This window comes from Streptomyces sp. NPDC002680 (assembly GCF_042889145.1).
Lineage (GTDB): Bacteria > Actinomycetota > Actinomycetes > Streptomycetales > Streptomycetaceae > Streptomyces > Streptomyces adonidis.
In genome coordinates, this window is record NZ_JBIAQP010000006.1 from 408,043 (window position 1) to 430,980 (window position 22,938).

10 protein-coding genes are annotated in these 22,938 nt (G+C 71.7%); 8 read left to right on the plus strand and 2 right to left on the minus strand.

Going from position 1 to position 22,938, the window contains the following annotated elements; all coding sequences use genetic code 11:
- The first annotated feature begins 342 nt into the window (after positions 1 to 342).
- The 5 genes from ACFYXF_RS18760 to ACFYXF_RS18780 all read left to right on the plus strand — a co-directional run bounded on the left by ACFYXF_RS18760 (position 343) and on the right by ACFYXF_RS18780 (position 6,385).
- Entirely contained in the window at positions 343 to 2,349 is a 2,007-nt protein-coding gene (locus tag ACFYXF_RS18760; RefSeq protein ID WP_389350691.1) for an FtsX-like permease family protein, read from the plus strand.
- 121 nt (positions 2,350 to 2,470) lie between these two features.
- Positions 2,471 to 3,184, plus strand: a complete 714-nt coding sequence (locus tag ACFYXF_RS18765; protein ID WP_389350692.1) for a response regulator — start codon at positions 2,471 to 2,473, stop codon at positions 3,182 to 3,184.
- Between the two features lie 89 nt (positions 3,185 to 3,273).
- Positions 3,274 to 3,801: an NUDIX hydrolase family protein gene (locus tag ACFYXF_RS18770; protein WP_235479796.1), complete on the plus strand. Its 528-nt coding sequence runs from the start codon at positions 3,274 to 3,276 to the stop codon at positions 3,799 to 3,801.
- Positions 3,802 to 4,010: 209 nt separating this feature from the next.
- The gene (locus ACFYXF_RS18775; RefSeq protein WP_389350693.1) at positions 4,011 to 4,166 is read left to right on the plus strand and encodes a hypothetical protein; all 156 of its coding nucleotides are present in this window, start codon (positions 4,011 to 4,013) and stop codon (positions 4,164 to 4,166) included.
- Between the two features lie 338 nt (positions 4,167 to 4,504).
- Positions 4,505 to 6,385 (plus strand): ABC transporter ATP-binding protein, encoded by a 1,881-nt coding sequence (locus ACFYXF_RS18780; RefSeq protein WP_389350767.1) that lies wholly within the window; start codon positions 4,505 to 4,507, stop codon positions 6,383 to 6,385.
- A gap of 21 nt (positions 6,386 to 6,406) precedes the next feature.
- On the opposite strand, the gene ACFYXF_RS18785 is transcribed toward ACFYXF_RS18780, so the two are convergent.
- Both ACFYXF_RS18785 and ACFYXF_RS18790 read right to left on the minus strand, forming a co-directional pair.
- The gene (locus ACFYXF_RS18785) at positions 6,407 to 9,781 is read right to left on the minus strand and encodes a pyruvate carboxylase (protein WP_389350694.1); all 3,375 of its coding nucleotides are present in this window, start codon (positions 9,779 to 9,781) and stop codon (positions 6,407 to 6,409) included.
- A gap of 100 nt (positions 9,782 to 9,881) precedes the next feature.
- Positions 9,882 to 11,723 (minus strand): ABC transporter ATP-binding protein, encoded by a 1,842-nt coding sequence (locus ACFYXF_RS18790; protein WP_389350695.1) that lies wholly within the window; start codon positions 11,721 to 11,723, stop codon positions 9,882 to 9,884.
- 170 nt (positions 11,724 to 11,893) lie between these two features.
- Between ACFYXF_RS18790 and ACFYXF_RS18795 the strand changes: the two genes are divergently transcribed.
- The 3 genes from ACFYXF_RS18795 (at position 11,894) to ACFYXF_RS18805 (ending at position 22,938) form a co-directional block, all read left to right on the plus strand.
- Positions 11,894 to 12,913, plus strand: a complete 1,020-nt coding sequence (locus tag ACFYXF_RS18795; protein WP_389350696.1) for a glycoside hydrolase family 43 protein — start codon at positions 11,894 to 11,896, stop codon at positions 12,911 to 12,913.
- A gap of 111 nt (positions 12,914 to 13,024) precedes the next feature.
- On the plus strand, positions 13,025 to 21,445 hold the full coding sequence (locus ACFYXF_RS18800) for an SDR family NAD(P)-dependent oxidoreductase (RefSeq protein WP_389350697.1): 8,421 nt from the start codon (positions 13,025 to 13,027) through the stop codon (positions 21,443 to 21,445).
- Positions 21,442 to 22,938 (plus strand): tryptophan 7-halogenase, encoded by a 1,497-nt coding sequence (locus tag ACFYXF_RS18805; protein ID WP_389350698.1) that lies wholly within the window; start codon positions 21,442 to 21,444, stop codon positions 22,936 to 22,938. The genes ACFYXF_RS18800 and ACFYXF_RS18805 overlap by 4 nt, the downstream gene beginning before the upstream one ends.

Genomic DNA, 22,938 nt, shown 5'->3' on the forward strand with positions numbered 1-22,938 from the left:
CATCTCCCTCCCGCAGTCACCCCGCTCCCTGCCGACCTCCACTGCCACGGCCCGCAACTCCGATGCCCCGCAGGCCAAGCGATCCCCACCACCTCGCCCTCCCACCGTCAGCCCTCTCCTGTCCTGTCTCGGGCCGCCGCCCGTACCCCCACGCCCCTTCGCCCGCCGGCGGCCCGCTCTCCAGCACGCCCCCCTGCCTCCGTCCGGCCCTCTGCCCGCCGACCGTTCCCATCCCCACCGCGCCCCGCATCCCACGCCCTGCGCCCGCACGCCTGCACGCCTGCACGCCACGCCCGATCACACCCTCCTCCACCCCTCCCCTCCAAATCTCCCGGAGCCCCAATGTCCTCGCCCGTCCCACAGTTGACGTGGTTTCTCGTGCGCCGGTCCGGTCGGCGCGGTCTGCACAGCCAGTTGCTGGCGGCCGGTGCCGCGGCCGTCGGTGCGCTGATCCTGCTGGTGCTGACGGCCGCCTACTTCGGCAGCGACACCCGCGCCCACGCCACGGCCTGGCGCACCCCGGCCCCCGACCGACACGGCACCGCCGTACAGACCCTCGGCACGACGTACCTCGGCGACCGGCCCATCACCGTTGTGTCGCTCGCCCAGTTGCCCGGCCGCGAAGCCACTCCCGCACCCCCGGGGCTGACCGGGTTCCCGAAGCCGGGGCAGGTGTACGTCTCGCCCGCCCTGGCCGACCTGCTGCACAAGACACCGGCGAAGCAACTCGACGACCGCTTCCCCAAGGTGTCCTCGTACGGCACGATCGGCGAGGCCGGTCTCGGGGCGCCCCAGGAGCTGGTGGCCGTCGTGGGGCGGGCCTCGTCCGACCCCGCGGTCTCTACCGCGGCCGAACCGCTCGGCATGTTCGGCCAGTTCGGCGGCCAGACCGCACGCGCCGTGGTCTCCGGCTTCGACAGCGGCGAGGTCAGTGTCTTCACCTCGTCGGACAAGCCCGCGGTGTCGATCGGGGTGGCGATCGTCGCCGTCCCCGTGATCGTGCTCGCGGCGGCAGCCGGCCGGCTCGGCGCGGCCCGGCGCGAGCAACGGCTCGCCGCGCTGCGGCTGGCCGGGGCGACACCTCGCCAGATCCTCGCGATGACCGGCCTGGAGTCGGCGGTCGTCGGCGCGGCCGGGGCCCTCGCGGGTGCACTCGCCTACTGCCTGCTGCTGCCCGCGCTCGCGGAGATCCCGTTCGGCATCGGCACCTGGTACACCGGCCAGCTCTGGGTGGGGCTGCCCTGGCTGCTGGGGATCGTGGCGTTCGTGGCCGGACTCATCGCCGTGAGCGCCATGCTGACGCTGCGCCAGGTGGCGACCTCGCCGCTGGGTGTGGCCCAGGAGGCGAACCCCCGCCGCACCAACCTCATCCGCCTGATCCTCTTCGTGGCCGTCCTGCTCTACATCTACGTGACGACGACGTCGGGCAGTACAGGCTCCGGTCAGCAGCTCGCGATGCTGCTCATGTTCTACGGCGCCTTCTGGCTGCTCGGCCCCTGGGTCGTGGACCGGCTCGGCCGGATCACGGCCCGCTTCGCCCGCCGTCCGGCGACCCTGCTGGCGGCACGTCGGCTGAGCGACGACCCGCGCGGGTCCTGGCGTACCGTCAGCGGCCTGGTCCTCGCCGGGTTCGTGGCCGGTTTCTTCACCGTGGGCAACGTGGGCCTCGACGACTACCGCTTCCCCGGCCAGGTCGCCATAGCCACCACAAGCACAGCCACGGCCCGCACCGCCGCCACCGAGGCCCGTACGCTGCTCCACGCGGCCGGGGTGAAGGCGACCGTCACCGCGAGCGACGGCGACGCCGAGATCCTGAGCAGCACCCCCGGAGTGGTGGTCCATGTCTCCGGCGGAGCAGCGCAGCTCGACACCGCGGTCACCGCCCTGTCGAACGTGGTTCCGGGCCAACTCCCGTACACCCAGGCCTACGTCAACGCCGAGAACCAGGTCTTCACCGGACGGCTGGGCGAACTCGGCACCGCCGCTCTGGCGGTCAGCTTCCTCGTCGCGACCGCCTCCGCAGGGCTGACCGCCGCCGCGAACGTCCTCGACCGGCGCCGCGTCTACGCCCTGCTGCGGCTGGCCGGCACCCCGTTGAAGCTCCTCGACCGGGCCAGGTTCCGCGAGACGGTCCTCCCTCTGGTCGTCCTCGCCGGCGGCACCACGGCCGCCGGTGTCTACGCCGCCTTCCAGGTCAACAAACTGTTCGACAGCACGATCAGCACGTCCGGCGCGGTGACCCTGGCGATGTGCGTGACCGTGGGCGCGCTGGCCATGTTCGCGGCGATCGGAGCGAGCAGGCCACTGCTGCGGGCGGTCACCCAGGATCCGGCACAGACGGCGGACTGAGCGGACTGAGGAGGGACCGCGCCCTCCCCCGACCACAGAGCACAGAGCACCGAGCACCGAGCACCGGCCACAGACCACTCGCCGCTCCGCTCCCCTCCCACCCCTGAGGCATGATCGAGCCATGACCCCCGCACCGCCGAGCCCCCCGATCCGCGTCCTGATCGCCGACGACCAGGACATGGTCCGTACGGGCTTCCGTTTCTTCCTGGACGCACAGCCCGACATCACCGTGGTCGCGGAGGCCGCCGACGGCGAGGAGGCCGTGGCGCTGGCCCGCAGTGAGCGTCCGGACGTATGTCTGCTGGACATCCGGATGCCCAGGCTCGACGGCCTGGAGGCGACCCGGCTGCTGGCCGGCCCCGGGGTCGCCGACCCGATGCGGGTCGTCGTGGTCACCACCTTCGACCTCGACGAATACGTGTACGGGGCGCTGCGTGGCGGCGCCTGCGGATTCCTGCTCAAGGACTCGGGGCCCACCCTGCTCGCGGAGGCGGTACGGGCCGCGGCGGCCGGTGACTCCCTGGTGTCGCCGTCGGTCACGGTCCGGCTCCTTGAGCACATCACCGGAGCGCAGACCACCGAGTCCCGTCCGGCGGCCTCGCCGCCCCCGGTCTCGGCGGCGACGCTCAAGGAACCGCTCACCGACCGGGAACTCGACGTGGTCCGGCTGGTCGCCCTCGGCCACACCAACGCCGAGATCGCCTCCGCCCTGTTCGTCTCCCTCTCCACGGTCAAGACGCATCTGTCGAGCGTGCAGTTGAAGCTGGCCGCCCGGAACCGGGTGGAGATCGCGGCCTGGGCCTGGCAGAACGGGCATGCCCGCCCGGAGGCGTGAGGCCCCCGCGCCCCGGATGTGGCGCGTTCGACGTGGATCGGCTATGCAGAAACAGGACGAGTTGAAAGTACGATCAGCCAATGTCTGACATGATCGAAACCACGCCCGGCTGGCTGGCACCCGACGAGCTCGAACAGGCTCGCGCGAAGATGCCGATCCTGTACGTCGAAGCCGTACCGGTGCGCGTCGACGACAACGGCGAAGTCTCCAGCATCGGCCTGCTCCTGCGCATCGGCTCGGACGGCACGGTCAGCCGCGCTCTGGTGTCGGGCCGCGTCCTGCACCACGAGCGGGTGCGCGACGCCCTCCTGCGCAACCTGGAGAAGGACCTCGGCCCGGTGGCTCTGCCCCGGGTCCCGGCCTCCCCGCAGCCCTTCACCGTCGCGGAGTACTTCCCGACGCTGGGGGTCACCCCGTTCCACGACCCGCGCCAGCACGCGGTGTCCCTCGCCTACATCGTCCCGGTGGCCGGCGACTGCCGCCCCCGCCAGGACGCCCTCGACCTGGTCTGGTTCAGCCCCGAGGAAGCCTCCTCCCCGCTGGTCCAGAACGAGATGCCGGGCGGCCAGGGAGTCCTCCTCAAGCAGGCCCTGGCCCATGTCGGCCGCCTGTCCTGAGCTGGGCGGACAATCGAAACCCAGGAATTACCAAGGTTCTCACAGCATTCCCATGGCAATTGAATTCTGAGATTTCGACTAACACCGCACGGGGCCGTGTTAAGTTTTCTTTCATCGGGCGGCGGGAAAGCCCGGGGCGAGAGCCCTGAGCCCCTGTTCGTCCACGCGGAATCATCCCGTGCAGTACTGGAAACTCAGAAGGAGTCAGTATGAGCTTCAGGATTATTGCCCCGCTCACCCCGCAGCGGAACGCGAACACGAACCCGAACGCCAACCAGTTCCCGCAGCCCCCGCAGGACGCACAGCAGGCGCGCCGTCGGCGCCCGCGACCCGGCGAGCCCGTGCCGCCCCGGGCCGGCAACTGACACAAGGCCTGCTCACACGGGAGGGCCGGTGGTGTTCCACCGGCCCTCCCGGCGTTCCCGCTCCGCTCCGCCTCCGCTCCGCGGCACTGTGCGCGGACTGTGGATCTCCCCGGAAAAACCTGGTGATCGGGCAAAGTCCCGGAAACCGCGGGAGCTTTCTCCGTAAAGTCATGCAGCACAGGAGAATCATGCGTGCGACCAAAACCAGGGGCAATTCAGGGACCAGCCATCCGCGAAGCGTCCCACCGGGTATTGAATTGTCCGAATACGGGTTCCCGATCAATTTAGAAAAGAACGCGGGAGGCGATCCGGGCTATATCTACGACGAACCGGACGGCATCTACGTCGAAGACGAATACGAATCGTCCGTCACCCCCACCGTCCCCGCCCGTACCGCCTTCCGCCGTTTCTGGCCGCTCACGAAGGGGCTGCGGCGCTGGCTCGTGGCCGTCTGGCTATGCACCGTGCTCGGCGCGCTCGCCGAGACGTCCGCCATCCTGCTCTTCGGCGACCTCACCGACAACGCGCTCCAGAACGGCTCGCTGGACGCCTTCTGGACGCCCGCCGCGCAGTGGCTCGCCATCGCCGTGGTGGGCGCGGGCATCGGGTACGCGGGCGGTTCCCTCTCCGTGTGGGTGTCGGAACGGTTCGTGATGCGGCTGCGCGAGCGTGTCTTCGACCATGTGCAGAAGCTGCCCCCGCACTTCTTCCAGCGCCACCGCCAGGGCGATCTGCTCTCCCGGCTGACCGGTGACATCGAGGCCATCGAGCAGATGGCGGTCTCCGGCCTCATCGGCACCGCGTCCGCGCTGTTCAGCGCCGTCTTCTACGCGGCGGCCGCGTTCTGGCTGCAGTGGGACCTGGCCGCGGTGACCTTCGCGCTCGCCCCGCTGTTCTGGCTGGCCGCACGGAGGTTCTCCGCCGGCGTCAAGTCCGTCGCCCGGGACGGCCGGGTCGCCGACGGCGCGGTGACCTCCGTGGTGGAGGAGTCCCTCGGCAACCTCGTCCTCACCCAGGCGTACGGCCGCGAGGACGCGGAGCGGCGCAAGCTGAAGCAGGAGGCGACGGCCTGGTTCCGGGCCTCCGTGCGTTCGGCCCGCCTCAACCAGGCGTACGGGCAGCTCGTCCAGGTCATCGAGACGGTCTGTGTGCTGGCAGTGATCGGTATCGGCGTGTGGGAGATCTCCGAGGGGCAGATGACGCTCGGTCAGCTGCTCGCGTTCGCCGCCCTGCTCAGCTACCTCTATCCGCCGATCCGCAGCCTCGCCCAGCTGGGCCTCGTCATCACGGCCGCCACAGCCGGCGCCGAACGCCTCATCGAGGTGCTGGACTCCCGGCCCGCCGTCAGCGACCCCACCGGGCCCGAGCGCGCCGGGACCAGGCGCCCCGACGGCAGCGTCGAGGTGCGCGACGTCTCCTTCCGCTACCCGGGCGCCGACACCACGGCGCTCGACTCACTGTCCTTCACCGTGCGACCGGGCGAACTGGTGATCGTCACCGGACCGAGCGGCGCCGGCAAGTCCACCCTCTCCAAGCTCCTGCTGCGCTTCTACGACCCCGACTCAGGGGCCGTTCTCCTGGACGGCACCCCGCTCAGGGACTTCCCCCTGGACCGGCTGCGCGAGTACATCGCCCTGCTGCCCCAGGAGACCCTGGTCCTGCACGACACGGTCCGCGCCAACATCGCCTGCGGCAGGCCCGGCGCCAGCGACCAGGCCATCGAGGAGGCTGCCCGTACGGCAGACGCGCACGACTTCATCACCGCGCTCCCCGACGGGTACGACACCCGGGTCGACCCCAACTCGGCACGCCTGTCCGGCGGCCAGTTGCAGCGCCTCGCCATCGCCCGTGCCGTACTGCGCGACGCGCCGGTCCTCGTCCTCGACGAGCCCACGACCGGCCTCGACGCGATCGCCTCCCGCCGCATCGTCGAACCGCTGCGCCGTCTGATGGCCGGCCGCACCACCATCGTGATCACGCACGACCTGGACCTGGCCCCGGACGCGGACCGCATCCTCGTCATCGACCGGGGCCGCATCACCGAGTCCGGCCGCCACGACGAACTCCTCGCCCTGGGCGGCACCTACGCCCATCTGCACAGCTCCCGGACGGAGACGTCGGCGGGACCGGCTGAGCCGTTCCCGCCGATGTTCACGCCTCCCCCGTACGCCGTGTTCACCGGCCCCGAGGGCTACTACTACGGCGGACAGGCGTCCTGAGACGCGCCGACAGCTCCCGCCTCAGCCGATCTCGACGAGCAGATCGCCGCCCTCCACCTGCTGGATCCGGTTGATGGCCAGCCGCGTCACCTTCCCGGCCTTCGATGCGGTGACCGCGGCTTCCATCTTCATCGCCTCGATGGTCGCCACCGTGGCACCGGCAGCCACCTCGTCGCCCTCGGCGACCGCGAGGGTCACGACCCCGGCGAACGGCGCCGCGACATGGCCGGGGTTGGCCCGGTCGGCCTTCTCCGTCGCCGGGATGTCGGAGGCGACCGAGGTGTCGCGGACCTGGATCGGCCGCAGTTGGCCGTTCAGGGTGGACATCACCGTGCGCATACCGCGTTCGTCGGCCTCGCCCACGGCCTCCAGCTCGATGAGCAGCCGTACACCCGGTTCGAGGTCGACGGAGTACTCCTTCCCCGGGCGCAGGCCGTAGAAGAAGTCCTTGCTGTCCAGGACGCTGGTGTCGCCGTACGTCTGACGGTGTGTCTCGTACTCGCGGTTCGGCCCGGGGAACAGCAGCCGGTTGAGTGTCGCCCGGCGCTCCTTCACCAGCCCTTCGCGATCGTCCGAGGTCAGTTCCTGGACGGGCTTGGGGGCGGCGCGGCCCTCCAGGGCCTTGGTGCGGAACGGCTCCGGCCAGCCGCCGGGCGGGTTGCCCAGCTCACCGCGGAGGAAGCCGATGACGGAGTCGGGGATGTCGAACCTGTTCGGCGTCGCCTCGAAGTCCTTCGGCGAGACATCTGCGCCCACCAGGTGGAGTGCGAGGTCGCCGACCACCTTCGACGAAGGCGTCACCTTCACCAGCCGGCCGAGGATGCGGTCGGCGGCGGCGTACATCGCCTCGATCGCCTCGAAGCGGTCACCGAGGCCCAGCGCCACCGCCTGGGTGCGCAGGTTGGAGAGCTGCCCGCCGGGGATCTCGTGGTGGTAGACCCGCCCGGTCGGCGCGGCCAGGCCCGCCTCGAACGGCGCGTAGATCTTGCGGACGCTCTCCCAGTACGGCTCCAGGTCACCCACGGCGGCGAGGCTCAGCCCGGTGGAACGCTCGGAGTAGTCGGTCGCGGCGACGATGCCCGACAGCGAGGGCTGCGAGGTGGTGCCCGCCATCGACGCCACCGCCCCGTCGACCGCGTCGACGCCCGCCTGGATCGCGGCGAGGTAGGTGGCCAGCTGACCGCCCGCCGTGTCGTGGGTGTGCAGATGCACCGGCAGATCGAACTCGCGGCGCAGCGCCGTTACGAGGGTCGCGGCGGCCGGGGCCCGCAGCAGCCCCGCCATGTCCTTGACGGCCAGGACGTGCGCGCCCGCCTCGACGATCTGTTCGGCGAGCCGGAGGTAGTAGTCGAGGGTGTAGAGCCGCTCGGACGGATCGGACAGGTCGGCGGTGTAGCAGAGGGCGACCTCGGCGATCGCCGTTCCCGTCTCCCGTACTGCGTCGATGGCGGGCCGCATCTGCCCCACGTCGTTCAGCGCGTCGAAGATCCGGAAGATGTCGATGCCGGTGGCCGCGGCCTCCTGCACGAAGGCGTCGGTCACCTCGGTCGGGTACGGCGTGTAGCCCACGGTGTTCCGGCCGCGCAGCAGCATCTGGAGGCAGATGTTGGGCACGGCCTCGCGGAGTGCGGCCAGGCGTTCCCACGGGTCCTCGGCGAGGAAGCGGAGGGCCACGTCGTAGGTGGCGCCGCCCCAGCACTCCAGGGAGAGCAGCTCGGGCAGGGTGCGTGCCACGACCGGGGCGACGGCGAGCATGTCCTTCGTACGGACCCGGGTGGCCAGCAGCGACTGGTGGGCGTCGCGGAACGTCGTGTCGGTGACACCGATGGTTGGTGACTCGCGCAGCCAGCGGGCGAAGCCCTCCGGGCCGAGTTCGACGAGCCGCTGCCGGGAGCCGGCGGACGGTTCCGCGTTCGGCAGGGCCGGGATCTTGGTGACCGGGTCGCTCAGCTCGGGGCGTTCGCCGTGCGGCTTGTTCACGGTGACGTCGGCGAGGTAGGTGAGCAGCTTCGTACCCCGGTCGGCAGAGTGACGTGCCGTGAGCAGATGCGGGCGCTTCTCGATGAACGACGTCGTGACCCGGCCGCCCCGGAAGTCCGGGTCGTCGAGCACAGCCTGAAGGAACGGGATGTTGGTGGCCACGCCACGGATGCGGAACTCGGCCACGGCACGCCGGGCCCTGCTGATCGCGGTTCCGAAGTCACGGCCCCGGCAGGTGAGTTTGACCAGCATCGAGTCGAAGTGCGCGCTGATCTCCGTACCGGCATGGGTGGTGCCGCCGTCCAGCCGGATGCCGGAGCCGCCGGGCGAGCGGTAGGCGCTGATCCGGCCGGTGTCCGGACGGAAGCCGTTGGCCGGGTCCTCGGTGGTGATACGGCACTGGAGTGCGGCCCCGTGAAGGGTGACCGTCTCCTGGGAGAGGCCCAGGTCGGCGAGCGTCTCGCCGGAGGCGATGCGCAGCTGGGACTGGACGAGGTCGACGTCGGTGACCTCCTCGGTGACCGTGTGTTCGACCTGGATGCGCGGGTTCATCTCGATGAAGTGGTAGTTGCCCTCGCGGTCGAGGAGGAACTCCACGGTGCCGGCGTTGCGGTAGCCGATCTCCCGGGCGAACCGTACGGCGTCGGCGCAGATCCGGTCGCGCAGTTCCGGGTCGAGGTTCGGCGCGGGGGCCAGCTCGATCACCTTCTGGTGGCGGCGCTGCACCGAACAGTCGCGTTCGAACAGGTGGATGACATTGCCCTCCCCGTCGGCGAGGATCTGCACCTCGATGTGACGGGGTTCGACGACGGCCTTCTCCAGGAAGACCGTGGAGTCGCCGAACGCGGAGGCCGCCTCGCGCGCCGCGGCCTCAATGGACTCGCGCAACTGGGCGGGGTCCTCGACCCGCCGCATACCGCGCCCGCCACCACCGGCGACGGCCTTGACGAAGACCGGGAAGCCGATGTCCTCGGCGGCGCGGACGAGTTCGTCCACATCGGAGGAGGGCTCCGAGGACCCGAGCACCGGTACGCCGGCCGCGCGGGCGGCGGCCACCGCACGGGCCTTGTTGCCGGTCAGCTCCAGCGTGTCCGCGCTCGGCCCGACGAAGGTGATGCCGGCCTCCTCGCAGGCCCGCGCAAGATCGGGGTTCTCCGACAGGAACCCGTAGCCCGGGTAGACGGCGTCCGCCCCCGCCTGCCGCGCCGCGCGGACGATCTCCTCCACGGAGAGGTACGCCCGCACCGGGTGTCCCGGCTCGCCGATCTCGTACGCCTCGTCGGCCTTCAACCGGTGCAGTGAATTGCGGTCCTCGTGCGGGAAGACGGCCACGGTCCGCGCGCCCAGCTCATAGCCGGCTCGGAACGCCCGAATCGCGATCTCACCACGGTTGGCGACCAGCACCTTGCGGAACATCAATGGATCCCTTCAGCCTGCCGGTGACGCGCCCCATGGTGTCGGCCCGGCCCGACTTGCGCCATGTGAACCGGGCCACTAACAGCCACGAATGCCACGTCTAGAGCAGATCGGCCCGCGCGGGGCTGTCGTCGACGGGGTCGTCGAAGGACTCGTCGTCGAGGAAGCCGCCCGACTGGTGCTGCCACAGCTTGGCGTACGCGCCCTCCGTCGCGAGGAGTTCCTGGTGCGTGCCCTGCTCGACGATCCGGCCGCGGTCGAGGACGACGAGCCGGTCCATGGAGGCGACCGTGCTCAGCCGGTGCGCCACGACGAGCGCCGTCCGTCCCTCCATGAGCCGCCACAGCGCCTCCTGGACGAGGATCTCGCTCTCGGAGTCCAGGGCGCTGGTGGCCTCGTCGAGCAGCAGGATCGGCGCGTCGCGCAGGATCGCCCGGGCCAGCGCGACCCGCTGGCGCTGACCGCCGGACAGTTTGACCCCCCGCTCGCCGACCATGGTGTCGAAGCCCTCCGGCAGCGCGTCGGCGAACTCCGTGACGTGGGCCGCCTCGGCCGCGCGGCGGATCTCGGCGTCGGTGGCGTCCGGGCGGGCGAACGCGATGTTGTCCCGCAGAGTGCGGTGGAACATCGCCGGGTCCTGCGGCACATAGGCGATCAGGCCGCGCAGATCCGTCTGGCGCAGTCGGCTGATGTCCTGGCCGCCGATCAGGATCCGGCCGGAGTCGATGTCCGTCATACGCAGCAGCAGTCGACTGAGCGTGGTCTTGCCGCCGCCGGAACGGCCGACGAGCCCGATCCTCGATCCGCTGGGCACGGCCAGGTCGAGTCCCTGGAAGAGCGGTTCCGCGCCCGCGTGGGCGAAGGTCACGTTCTCGAAGCGGACGTCGGCAGCCTGGGACAGCAGGGCCTCGGGCGACTCCGGGTCGAGCACGGTCGGCGACGTCAGCAGCAGCTCGGTGAACTGCGCTGCCTCCGTCATCGAGCTTTCGAGCCGACGGTAGATCTGGTTGAACTCGAACATGATCCGCGTCGCGTTCGTGTAGTACGTGAACGCGACGACGACCGCCTCCACGCCGTGCCCGCCTCCGGCGAGGGTGACCGCGAGCAGCAGTCCCAGGGCGTTGGTCGCCACGGACAGGGGCGCGACCAGCGTGTCGATGCGGAGATTGCCGTAGTCCCACGACCGCAGCATGAGCCGCCGCGAGGCCGCGACCCGGGACCGGTGTTCGGCGGCCTCACGCTCCTCGGCGGCGAACGCCCGGACGGTGTCCATGTTCATCAGGCTGTCGGCCACATGGCCCGAGACCCGGGCGATGGCCTCCTCACGCTTGTCGACGAGCGCCTGACGGCGCCGGATGAGGGGCACCACGCACACCGCCGTCAGCGCGATCATCGCCAACAGGCCGACGACGAGCAGCGGTTCATAGCGCCACAGCACCACCGAACCGAAGAGGAGCGGCACCAGACTGCCCACGACCTGGAACGTGATCGTGTCGACGAACTCCTCGAACCGGGAGGCGAAGCTCAGGACCCGTTTGGTCAGCGACCCGGCGAAGTTGTCGTGGAAGAACGCGGCGTCCTTGGCGAACAGCTCGTCCATGCCGATCACATAGAGATGCTCGATGCCCCGGGCGTCGACGCGGTTCAGACAGTGCAGGCCCCCGCGCCACAGCACCTCGGAGAGCAGCAGAACGCCACCGAAGCCGAGGACGTACGGCAGCGTGGAGCCGACGGTGATCCCGTCCTCGTCGGCGATCCGGCCGACGAGCTTCGCGACGATCAGCGGCGCGATGTAGTTGATGCCGATGTTGCCCAGCGCGGGCAGCAGCATCGCGGGTGTCGTCAGCCGCCTGAGGCGGGCCAACTCCCGTCCGTAGTAACGAAGTGCGAGGAGCACCGAGCCCCGGCCAGGCGAGAACTCGCGTGATTCAGGCGATTCCATGCCAATCCTGTGGTGTCGAAACGGCGGCCCGCTACGCATTTCGGGCATCGCAGTGTCCCGCGACGGCGCCGGGGCAGTCCAAGCGTTTTTCTCGGCCACGGACTTGGCCAACGACCTGACCGACAACCCGGCCAACAGGGGGTCTTGCAGGGGCGACGTATTCTTCGGCCATGGCTGACACCGAACCGATGCGGCTGCCCGACATGCCGCTGCACGATCCGTTCGTCGTCGCCGACGAGAAGACCCGCACCTACCACCTCTACACGTCCAACGACCCGTCGGTTTCGGGCGTGGACGGCACCGGCACGATGGTCTACCGCAGCTCCGACCTGCGCGACTGGACGCGCCCGGTCGTGGTCTTCCTGGCCGCCGAGCAGCAGGGGATCTGGGCGACCGACGGCGGCTGGGCGCCGGAGGTGCACGAATGGGGCGGCCGGTACTACCTGTTCACCACACTCCACAACGAGGACAGACCGCTCCCGCCGCCTCCGCCCAACCAGTGGGGCACGCCGTTCCAGGTCCCGTCCTACATGCGCGGCACGATCACGGCCGTGTCCTCGTCGCTGCTGGGCCCGTTCACGGTCGTAGACCCCGCACGCCCCACCCCGCCCGCGAACCTGATGACCCTCGACGGCACGCTGTACGTCGACCCGTCCGGGCAACCGTGGATGGTGTATGCACACGAGTGGCTGCAAACGATCGACGGAACGATGGAAGCGATCCGCCTGGCCCCGGACCTGTCCCGCACGATCGGAGACCCGGTCTTCCTCTTCAAGGCCTCGGACGCGTCCTGGATCACCGAGGACATCCCCGCAGGCCGGCCGCATCAGCTCGCGCCCTACATCACCGACGGCCCCCAACTCCACCGCGCCCCCGACGGCTCCCTGCTCATGCTGTGGTCGACGTACGAGAAGAACGTGGCCGGCGAGGACGGGACGATCAGCGGCGGATACGTGCAGACCTACGCCACGTCGAAGTCGGGCGGCATCGAGGGGCCTTGGCGGCAGCACCGACCGCTGGTCCGCGAGGACAGCGGCCACGGCATGCTCTTCCACACGTTCGACGGCCGGCTGATGATGATCCTCCACCGCCCCTTCGAGAACGCACGGGGCAAGCTGTACGAGATGGAGTTCGCCGGGCAGGAGCTACGGGTGCTCCGTCGGCGCGACGACCTCGATGGCGGCGGCTGACGCACCGGAACAATGCGCAACGCCGGTCTTCGGAACATTCGATCATCGAGGGGACCTGGCCCTACGCTCAATACCGTTGCTCTGCAAGGAGATTGACGGAGGGGCGGGTACATGACGCGCGACGAGCTGATCCGGCCGCTGCCCGAACTGTTGAAGGCGCACGCCGAGAGGTCACCGTCGCGGGTGGCGTACGCCGACGACGAACGGGACGTCACCTACGCCGAGTTGGAGCGGCGCACCGGTCAACTGGCCGCGTATCTCGCGGGGGCGGGTGTGCGGCGCGGGGACCGGGTCGCGATCCTGCTGGGCAACCGCGTGGAGATGGTGGAGAGCGTCCTCGCCGGCGTCCGGGCGGGAGCGGTCGGCGTACCCCTCAACCCTCGGTCCTCGGACGCCGAACTGGCCCATTTCCTGGAGGACAGCGGGGCCTCGGTCGTCGTCACCGACCGCGCGCACCTGGCCCGCCTGAACCGCGCGGGGGGCCTGCACGGCCGTACGCGCGTCCTGCTCACCGGCACGGATCCGGTGCCGTCGGACGCCCCCGACGGAACGGTCCTCTTCGAGGAGGTGGCCGGGGCGGAGCCCGCCGTGCCGCCCCGCGACGATCTCGGGCTCGACGAGCCGGCCTGGATGCTCTACACCTCCGGCACCACCCATCGGCCCAAGGGCGTGCTGTCCACGCAGCGTGCGGCCCTGTGGTCGGTGGCGGCCTGCTACGGGCCGATCTTCGGGCTCTCCCCCGAGGACCGGCTGCTCTGGCCGCTCCCGCTGTTCCACAGCTTCGGGCACTCGCTGGCGATCCTGGGGGTCACCGCCGTCGGCGCGAGCGCGCGCATCACCGGCGAACTGCTGTCTCCCGGCGGCCTGTTGAGGGAGCTGCGCACACCTCGCGCGTCCCTCGGCGGCTCCTACACCGTCCTGGCCGGGGTGCCCGCCGTGTACCACCAACTGGTCGCGTCGGCGGCCGAGGACACCTCACCAGTGCCTGCTCTGCGGACGTGCGTCGTGGCGGGCGCCCCGAGTGCGCCGGCCCTGCGACAGGCGGTGGAGAACCTGCTGGGGGCGCCGCTGCTCGACGCGTACGGCAGTACCGAGACCTGCGGGATGATCGCGGTGAACCGGCCGGACGGGCCGAGGGTCGACGGGTCCTGCGGGCCGCCGGTCCCGGGGATGGACGTACGGCTGGTCGATCCGGGCTCCGGCAACGATGTCGAGGACGGCGACGAGGGCGAGATCTGGGCGCGTGGGCCGAGTCTGATGACCGGCTATCACCATCAGCCCGAGGCGACGGCGGCCGCGCTGCGGGACGGCTGGTACCGCACCGGTGACCTGGGGCAACGTGGCCCGCACGGGCATCTCACCCTCACCGGCCGGGTCAGCGAACTGATCATCCGGGGCGGGGAGAACATCCACCCCACCGAGATCGAACAGGCCCTGCTGCTCTGTCCCGGCGTGCGGGACGCCGTGGTGGTGGGTAGGCCGCACGACGTCCTCGGCGAGGTCCCGGTGGCGTACGTCGTTCCAGGACCGGACGGGTTCGACCCGAGGCGGATACTGGCCGCGTGCCGGGAGCGGCTGGCCGCGTACAAGCTGCCCGTCGAGATCCACGAGATCGCGGCCGTCCCGCGTACGGCGTCCGGCAAGATCACCCGCCACGCGGTCCTGCCGGACCTGGCCCGACCGGTACCCGAGGCCCGCCCCGCCTCCCCCACGGCGACCGACGGTGCCCTGCGCCGACGCCTGCTCGCTCTCCCGCCGGAGGGGAGGGAACGCGCCCTGCGCGAGGCGGTACTCGCGGAGACGTCCGCGGTGTGCGGCGACGGCTCGTACGAAGGATACGAAGGACTCGACGCCGACGGACCGAGCGATCGGCCCGACGCCGACGGTCCGGACGACGAGCCCAACCCCGACGGTCCGCACGAACGGCTCGACGTCGACCGCCCGTTCACCGATCTCGGGCTGACGTCCGAGGGTGCCGTCACGCTGATCGAGCGGCTCGGCGAGGCGACCGGGCTGCGGCTCCCGTCGACGCTGGTCTTCGACCATCCCACGCCGGACGCCCTGACCCGGCACGTGCACGACATCCTCTTCGCTCCGGCGCCCGCACCCGTGCCGCACCTCGGCTCCGCGACGGAAGCGGACGACCCCGTGGTGATCGTCGCCATGGGCTGCCGTTACCCCGGGGACGTGTACTCCCCCGAGGATCTGTGGGACCTGGTGGCGGCGGGCCGGGACGCGGTCTCGGACTTCCCCATCGACCGGGGCTGGGACCTGGCTGCCCTGTACGACCCGGACCCGGACCGGGTCGGCACGTCGTACACCCGCAGCGGCGGATTCCTGCACCGGGCCGCCGAGTTCGACGCGGGCCTGTTCGGGATCTCACCGCGCGAGGCACTGGCCATGGACCCGCAGCAACGGCTGCTGCTGGAGACCTCGTGGGAGGTGTGGGAGCGGGCGGGCATCGCACAGGCGACGCTGCGCGAGAGCGACACGGGTGTGTTCGTCGGCGTGATGCACGGGGACTACTCCGCGCGCCTGGACAGGCACGACCTGGAGGCCCATCTGGCCCTGGGCTCGGCGGGCAGCGTGGCCTCCGGCCGGATCTCGTACGTGTACGGCCTGCGCGGGCCGTCGATCACCCTCGACACCGCGTGCTCGTCCTCGCTGGTCGCCCTGCACTGGGCGGCGCGGGCGCTGCGCTCCGGCGAGTGCTCGCTGGCCCTGGCCGGCGGGGTCACCGTGATGGCGACGCCCAAAGCCTTCACAGCTTTCAGCCGACAGCGCGCTCTGTCGCCCGACGGCCGCTGCAAGTCGTTCTCGGCCTCGGCGGACGGCACCGCCTGGGGCGAGGGCGCGGGCCTTGTGCTGCTGGAGCGGCTGTCCGACGCCCGCCGCAACGGCCACCCCGTCCTGGCCGTGCTGCGCGGTTCCGCCGTCAACTCCGACGGCGCGTCCAACGGCCTGACGGCACCGAACGGCCAGGCCCAACAACGCCTGATCGCACGGGCGTTGACGGACGCCGGGCTCGGCGCGGACGACGTGGACGCGGTGGAGGCGCACGGCACGGGCACCACGCTGGGCGACCCCGTCGAGGCGAGCGCCCTGCTGGCCACCTACGGCCAGGGGCGGGCCGGGGACCGGCCACCGCTGTGGCTGGGCTCGGTCAAGTCCAACCTGGGGCACACCCAGGCCGCCGCCGGTGTCGCCGGGGTCATCAAGATGGTGCAGGCCATGCGGCACGAGCGGCTCCCGCGCTCGCTGTACGCGGGGGAACCCAGCCCGCACGTCGACTGGTCGGCGGGCCGGGTCGAACTGCTGGCCGAGTCCCGCCCCTGGCCGGTGACGGACTCCCGGCCGCGCCGGGCCGGCGTGTCCGCCTTCGGCATCAGCGGGACCAACGCCCACGTGATCCTGGAGGAGGCCCCGCCGGTCGTGGACGAGGCCCGGCCGACCCCAGGAGAGGCCCCTCAGACCGAGAAGGATGCTCTGCCGAACCTGGACGAGGCCCAGCCGACCTCGGGCACGGCCCAATCGACCTTGGGCACAGCCCAGCCGACCTCGGAGACGACCCAGCCGACCTTGGGCACGGCCCCGCCACCCCTCGGCAAGACCAAGACCCCGCCGCCCCACGCCGCACCGGGCGCCACGCGGCTCCCGGTGCCCTGGCTGCTCTCCGGCGCCGACGAGGCCGCCCTGCGCTCCCAGGCCCGCCGTGTCGCCGCCCACGTGGCGGCCCGGCCCCACCTCTCGCCCACCGCCGTCGGCGTCTCCCTGGCCGTGTCGAGGTCCCCGCTCGCCCACCGGGCGATGGTTCCGGCCGACGACCGGGCGCGGATGCTGACCGCGCTGGAGGCGCTCGCCGACGGGAGGGGCGCTGATCGTGCCGTCGCCGACCCCGGCGTCCGTACGGCCTTCCTGTTCACCGGCCAGGGCGCTCAACGTGCCCGTATGGGCGCGGAGTTGCGTGCCGCCTTCCCCGCCTTCGACTCGGCGTTCGAGGAGGTCTGCCGAGCAATGGACGGCCGTCTGCACCACCCTCTCGACGTGGTGCTGTCCGCGGAGCCGGGTACGCCGGAGGCCGCCCTGCTCGACCGTACGGACTTCACCCAGGCCGGTCTGTTCGCCTTCGAGGTGGCGCTGTTCCGGCTGCTGGAGTCCTGGGGAGTACGCCCCGACTTCCTGGTCGGGCACTCCGTGGGGGAACTGGCCGCGGCCCATGTCGCCGGAGTACTGAACCTGGCCGACGCAGCCGAACTCGTCGCGGCCCGGGGCCAGTTGATGCACGCCCTGCCGAGCGGCGGAGCGATGGTGGCGCTGCACGCGACGGAGGAGGAAGTCCTGGCCGAACTCCCCACATTTGACGGCCAGGTGGCGATCGCCTCGGTCAACGGACCGCGTGCGGTGGTGATTTCGGGAGCGGAGGACGCGGTGCTGGCCGTGGCGGCCGGGTTTGAGGCGCGAGGTCGCAGGACCGTCCGGCTGCGGGTCGGCCACGCCTTCCACTCGCCGCTCGTGGAGCCGATGCTCGACGACTTCCGCCGGGTCGCCGAGGGGCTGACGTTCCGGCCGCCGCGCATCCCGGTCGTCTCGGCCGTGTCGGGCCGCCCGGCCGAAACCGGGGAACTGTGTTCGCCGGAGTACTGGGTACGGCACGCCCGTCTGCCCGTGCGATTCGCCGACGCCCTGCGGTGGCTCGGGGACAACGGAGTGTCGGCGTTCCTGGAGATCGGCCCGGGGCAGACGCTCACCGCCACCGCCCAGGACTGTCTGACCGGCCCGGACGGCGAGGGCCCCGCCCCCGTGTGCGCCGCCGCCACCCGCGCCGGCGATCCGGAACCGAAGAGCCTACTGGCCGCCGTGGCCCGCCTCCATGTGCGCGGAACGCGCGTCGACTGGCCCGCCGTGTTCGCGGGCAGCGGTGCACGGCACGTGGACGAGCTGCCGACGTACGCCTTCCAGCGGCAGCGATACTGGCTGGACGCGCCAACCACCCCCACCCTCGCCAAAGACCCGCACGAACACCCGCTGCTGGGACCGGCGTTCACCGTGCCGGACACCGGCCGGACGGTGTTCTCCGGCCTGCTCTCCACCACCACCCACCCGTGGCTCGCCGACCATGTGATCGGCGGAACGGTCCTGGTCCCCGCGACGGGGTTCGTGGAGATGGCCGTACGGGCGGGCGACGAGGTCGGCTTCGGCACGCTCGACGAACTCGTGGTCCTGGCCCCGCTGCTCCTGGGCGCGGGCACGGGCGTTCACGTCCAGGTCGTCGTGGGCCCGGCGGACGATTCCGGCCGGCACCCGGTCGACGTCTACGCCCGGCCCGCCACGGACGACTCCGAGCCCGACTGGACCCGGCACGCCACAGGCCTCCTCGGCCGCCCGGAAACCACCCGTCCGGAGGCGGAACCGGCGGTGTGGCCGCCGCAGGACGCGACCCAGGTCGACCTCACCGACGCGTACGCCGGCCTCGCTGAGGTCGGCCTCTCCTACGGCCCGGCATTCCGGGGCGTACGGGCGGTCTGGCGGCGCGGCGACGAGATGTTCGCGGACGTCCGCCTGCCCGAGGCGGAGTCGGGGCACGCCGACCGGTTCGGGATCCATCCGGCGCTGCTGGACGCGGCCCTGCACGCCCCGCTCCTCACGGGCGCGGCATCCGACTCCGGCAACGTCCGGGTGCCGTTCGCGTGGAACGGCGTACGCCTGTACGCGACAGGCGCGTCGGAGGTACACGTACGGATCGCCCCGAGCGGGACGGACTCGGTCACGGTCACTCTGACCGACCCGTCGGGACTCCCGGTGGCGCGCGTGGACTCCATGACCACGCGTGAACTCCCCGCCGAGACGGCCGAATCGACGGCCGATGTCGTGCTCCGGGCCCTGTTGCGCCCCGAGTGGACCGCCGTCGAGGAGCCGGAGGCCGGCCTGCGGCCCGTGACCGGCGGGCGCTGGGCGCTGGTCGGCCCGGACGAGCTGGACCTGCGCGGGGTGCTCCCCGACGTCGTGGGAACCGACGCCCCCGAACCGGACACCGTCGTCGTCGCGGCCGTCGACGACGGTCCGGGGGCGGACGCCGATCCGCTGCCCGCCGTACACCGGCTGACCGGCAGGGTGCTCCGCACCCTCCAGGACTGGCAGGACGACCCTCGGACAGCGGGCTCCCGGCTGCTCGTGGTGACGCGGAACGCGACCGCGCCCGAGCCGGATCCGGCCGGGGCCGCCGTGTGGGGGCTGGTGCGTGCCGCACAGGCGGAGCTGCCCGGACGGGTCGTCCTCGTCGACGTGGACGGGCGGCCGGAATCGCTGCGACTGCTCCCCGCTGCGGTCGCCGGCGACGAGAGCCAACTCTCCGTGCGGAACGGGCACTTGACGGTGCCTCGCCTGGTCGCCGCCGGTGAACTCTCCGCCGAGGGCGGTGACTTCGGGCCGGACGGCACGGTCCTGATCACCGGAGGTACCGGCGCGCTCGGTGCGGAGGTCGCCCGCCATCTCGTGACCGCCCACGGCGTACGACACCTGTTGCTCACGGGTCGGCAGGGGCCCCAGGCACCGAACGCCGAGCAACTGCGCGCCACACTGGCGAAGTTGGGCGCCGAAGTGCGGATCGTGGCCTGCGACGCGGGCGACCGTGCCGCGCTGGCCGAGGTGATCAAGGAGTGCTCGCCGGCGCTGACCGCCGTGGTGCATGCGGCAGGGGTGCTGGACGACGGTGTCCTCGCCGCGCTGACGCCCGGGCGGATGGCGGCCGTACTGCGGCCGAAGGTGGACGCGGCCTGGCATCTGCACGAACTGACCCGGGACCTGGACCTGTCGGCGTTCGTCCTGTTCTCCTCGGTGTCCGGCCTGCTGGGCCGCGCCGGCCAGGGCAACTACGCGGCGGCGAACGTCTTCCTGGACGCCCTGGCCCGGCACCGTTCCCAACTGGGGCTGCCCGCCGTGTCCTTGGCCTGGGGACCTTGGGACCACGGGGCCGGCATGGCCGGTGGGGCTGATGGGGTCGGTAGGGCTGATGGGCCTGATCGGGACGCAGGGGTCCCGCACCGGTCGGCCGGTGAGGTGCTCCGGGCGCTCTCGGTCGAGCAGGGCCTCGCCCTCTTCGACGCGGCGCTGCGCGCGGGCGAGCCCGTACTGGCGCCGGTCCTGCTGGACCGGGGGGCACTCAGGTCCGCCCGGGGACCCCTGCCACCACTGCTGCGCGGACTCGTGCCGCCCCGCAGGCCGGCCGCCGGGACCGGTTCCAGGACCGGGGACGGCGCCGGTACCGGCTCCTCGCCCGGTACGGAGCAGCTCTGGGAGCCGGGCGCCTGGCGCAAGGTGCTGGCCGGGCTGCCCACCGCCCAACGGGCGGACGCCCTCGCGGAGTTGATGCGCGCCGACGTGGCCACGGTCCTCGGCTACCCGGACGCCGACGCGCTGCCGGCCGGCAAGTCCTTCGCCGAGCTGGGCTTCGACTCCCTGATGGCGGTCCAGGTCCGCAACCGGCTGAGCATGGCCCTGCGGCTGCGCCTGTCCGCCGCCGTGGTGTTCGAACACCCGACGGCCCAGGGTCTGGCCCACCACGTACTCGGTCTGCTGGACGACCTGCCCGACATCGCACCGGAGCCGGAACGCGCGCCCGTGGACGACCGGCCCGCGCAGACGCTCTCCTCGCTCTACCGGCGGGTCTGTGAGGCCGGGCAGGTGGTCGCGGCGATGCACATGCTGGTCACGGCCTCCTGGGCGCTGCCGACCTTCGGCCCGGACGCCGGCCGGGAGCACGCCCTGCCCCCGCTGCGGCGCGCCGACGGTTCCCAAGCGGGGCCAGTACTCGTCTTCCTCAACGGCTTCCACCCGCCCTTCGCCGCCCCCGGTGGTGAATTCGCCGGATTCCACGCCGACTTCCAGGGCGAACTGGACGTCCTCGAACTCCCGCACCCCGGCATCGGGGCGGGCCGTGCCGTGCCGGCCGACCGGGACACGCTCGCCCGGACACACGCGGAGACGGTGCTGCGGCACGTCGGCGACCGGCCCTTCGTGATCGTCGGCGTGAGCACCGGAGGCGCGGTCGCCCATGCGGTGACCCGGCGGCTCGAAGCCCTGGGGAGCCCGCCCGTCGGACAGGTGCTGCTCGACACGTACCTCATCAACGACGGCAACAGCGACAAGGACTGGCTGCTGTCCCTGCCCGCCGTGATCGCGCCGCGCCTGGGCGGAAACCAGTTCACGGGGGACGAGGACACCGGGGTGGCCGCGCTGGGCGCGTACACCCGGATGTTCCTGGACTGGGAACCGGAGCCGGTCGACACCCCGACCCTGCTGGTCCGGGCCACCCGGCCGACGCCCGCGATGGCGGCGGGCGCGGCCCCGGACGAGTGGCGCACCTCCTGGCCGCTGCCGCACACCCGGGCCGACGTCCCCGGCGACCACTTCTCGTTCATGCGGGAACACACCCGGACCACGGCGGCGGCCATCCGCACCTGGATCGATTCCCTAGGCCACACGGACGTCCCGTCGTCGCCGACCACAGAAACAGAAACAGAAGGAGAGCGGTGAACACCGACCACGAGACTGCGGAGACCGAGGAGTTCGACGTGATCGTCGTGGGCGGCGGCCCGGCCGGGTCGACCGCCGCCACGGCCGTCGCCCTGCGAGGCCACCGTGTCCTCCTGCTGGAGCAGCAGACGTTTCCCCGGTACCAGATCGGCGAGTCGCTGCTCCCCTCCACCGTGCACGGGGTGTGCCGCATCCTGGGCGTCGAGGAGGAGGTCGCGCGGGCCGGCTTCAAGACGAAGCGCGGCGGGACCTTCCGCTGGGGCCGGAACCCGGACCCGTGGCAGTTCTCCTTCGCCCTTTCCCCGCGACTGGCCGACCCGACCTCGTTCGCCTACCAGGTCGAGCGGTCCCGGTTCGACGCGATCCTGCTGGACAATGCCCGCCGGGTCGGCGTCGACGTTCGGGAGGGCTGCCGGGTCAGGGGCGTGCTCGGCGACGAGGAGCGCGTCAGGGGCGTCGGCTGGACGGGCCCCGCCGGGGAGATCCGCGAGGCCCGGGCCCGTTACGTCGTGGACGCGTCCGGCAACGGCAGCCGGATCCACGGCGAGGTCGGCGGCAGGCGGACGTACTCCGACTTCTTCCGGAACATCGCGGTGTTCGGCTACTTCGCCGGCGGCAAGCGGCTCCCGAAGCCGAACGACGGCAACATCTTCTGCGCCGCCTTCGATGAGGGCTGGCTCTGGTACATCCCGCTCCGCGACGACCTCACCAGCGTCGGCGCGGTGGTCGGCCGGGACAACGCCGCCGCGATCCAGCGGGACCCGGTGACGGCCTGGCGTGGGCTGATCGACTCCTGCCCAGAGGTCCGGGACCTCCTGCACGGGGTGCCGCAGGCCACCGAGGCGCCGTACGACCAGGTGCGGGTCCGCAAGGACTGGTCGTACTGGAAGTCACAGCTGTGGCGGCCCGGCATGGTGCTGGTCGGCGACGCGGCGTGCTTCGTCGACCCGGTGCTGTCCTCCGGAGTGCACCTCGCCACGTACGGGGCCCTGCTCGCGGCCCGCTCCATCAACAGCGGCCTGGCCGGAACTCTCGACGAGGGCCGCCTCTTCCACGAGTTCGAGGCACGCTACCGGCACGAATACGGCCTGTTCCACGAGTTCCTGGTCTCCTTCTACGACATGCACCAGGACGAGAGGTCGTACTTCTGGAAGGCCCGCAAGGTCACCCACGTCGACGCGACGGAAATGGAGGCGTTCGTCGAGCTGGTGGGCGGACTGGCCTCCGGCGACACGTCCCTCGCCGGGCCCGGGCAGGCGGATGCCCGGCTGACGGCCACCGCCTCGGAACTCGACCACGCGGTCGGCCGGCTCCCGGACTCCGACGGCCTGCGCAATCCGCTCTTCGAGTCCGCCTCGATCCGCCAGGTCTTCCAGGAGGGCACGATCCTCCAGGAACGGGGTGTCTTCGGCGGCCCGCTGGAGAAGGAGACCCCGCTGCACCCCGGCGGCCTGCTGGCCTCGGAGGACGGCCTCACATGGGTGACCGAGTGA

Coding starts and splice junctions, on each gene's coding strand:
- ACFYXF_RS18790 (WP_389350695.1), bottom strand. CDS start 11,723: ATGGAATCGCCTGAATCACGCGAGTTCTCGCCTGGCCGGGGCTCGGTG.
- ACFYXF_RS18760 (WP_389350691.1), top strand. CDS start 343: ATGTCCTCGCCCGTCCCACAGTTGACGTGGTTTCTCGTGCGCCGGTCC.
- ACFYXF_RS18800 (WP_389350697.1), top strand. CDS start 13,025: ATGACGCGCGACGAGCTGATCCGGCCGCTGCCCGAACTGTTGAAGGCG.
- ACFYXF_RS18785 (WP_389350694.1), bottom strand. CDS start 9,781: ATGTTCCGCAAGGTGCTGGTCGCCAACCGTGGTGAGATCGCGATTCGG.
- ACFYXF_RS18795 (WP_389350696.1), top strand. CDS start 11,894: ATGGCTGACACCGAACCGATGCGGCTGCCCGACATGCCGCTGCACGAT.
- ACFYXF_RS18765 (WP_389350692.1), top strand. CDS start 2,471: ATGACCCCCGCACCGCCGAGCCCCCCGATCCGCGTCCTGATCGCCGAC.
- ACFYXF_RS18775 (WP_389350693.1), top strand. CDS start 4,011: ATGAGCTTCAGGATTATTGCCCCGCTCACCCCGCAGCGGAACGCGAAC.
- ACFYXF_RS18770 (WP_235479796.1), top strand. CDS start 3,274: ATGATCGAAACCACGCCCGGCTGGCTGGCACCCGACGAGCTCGAACAG.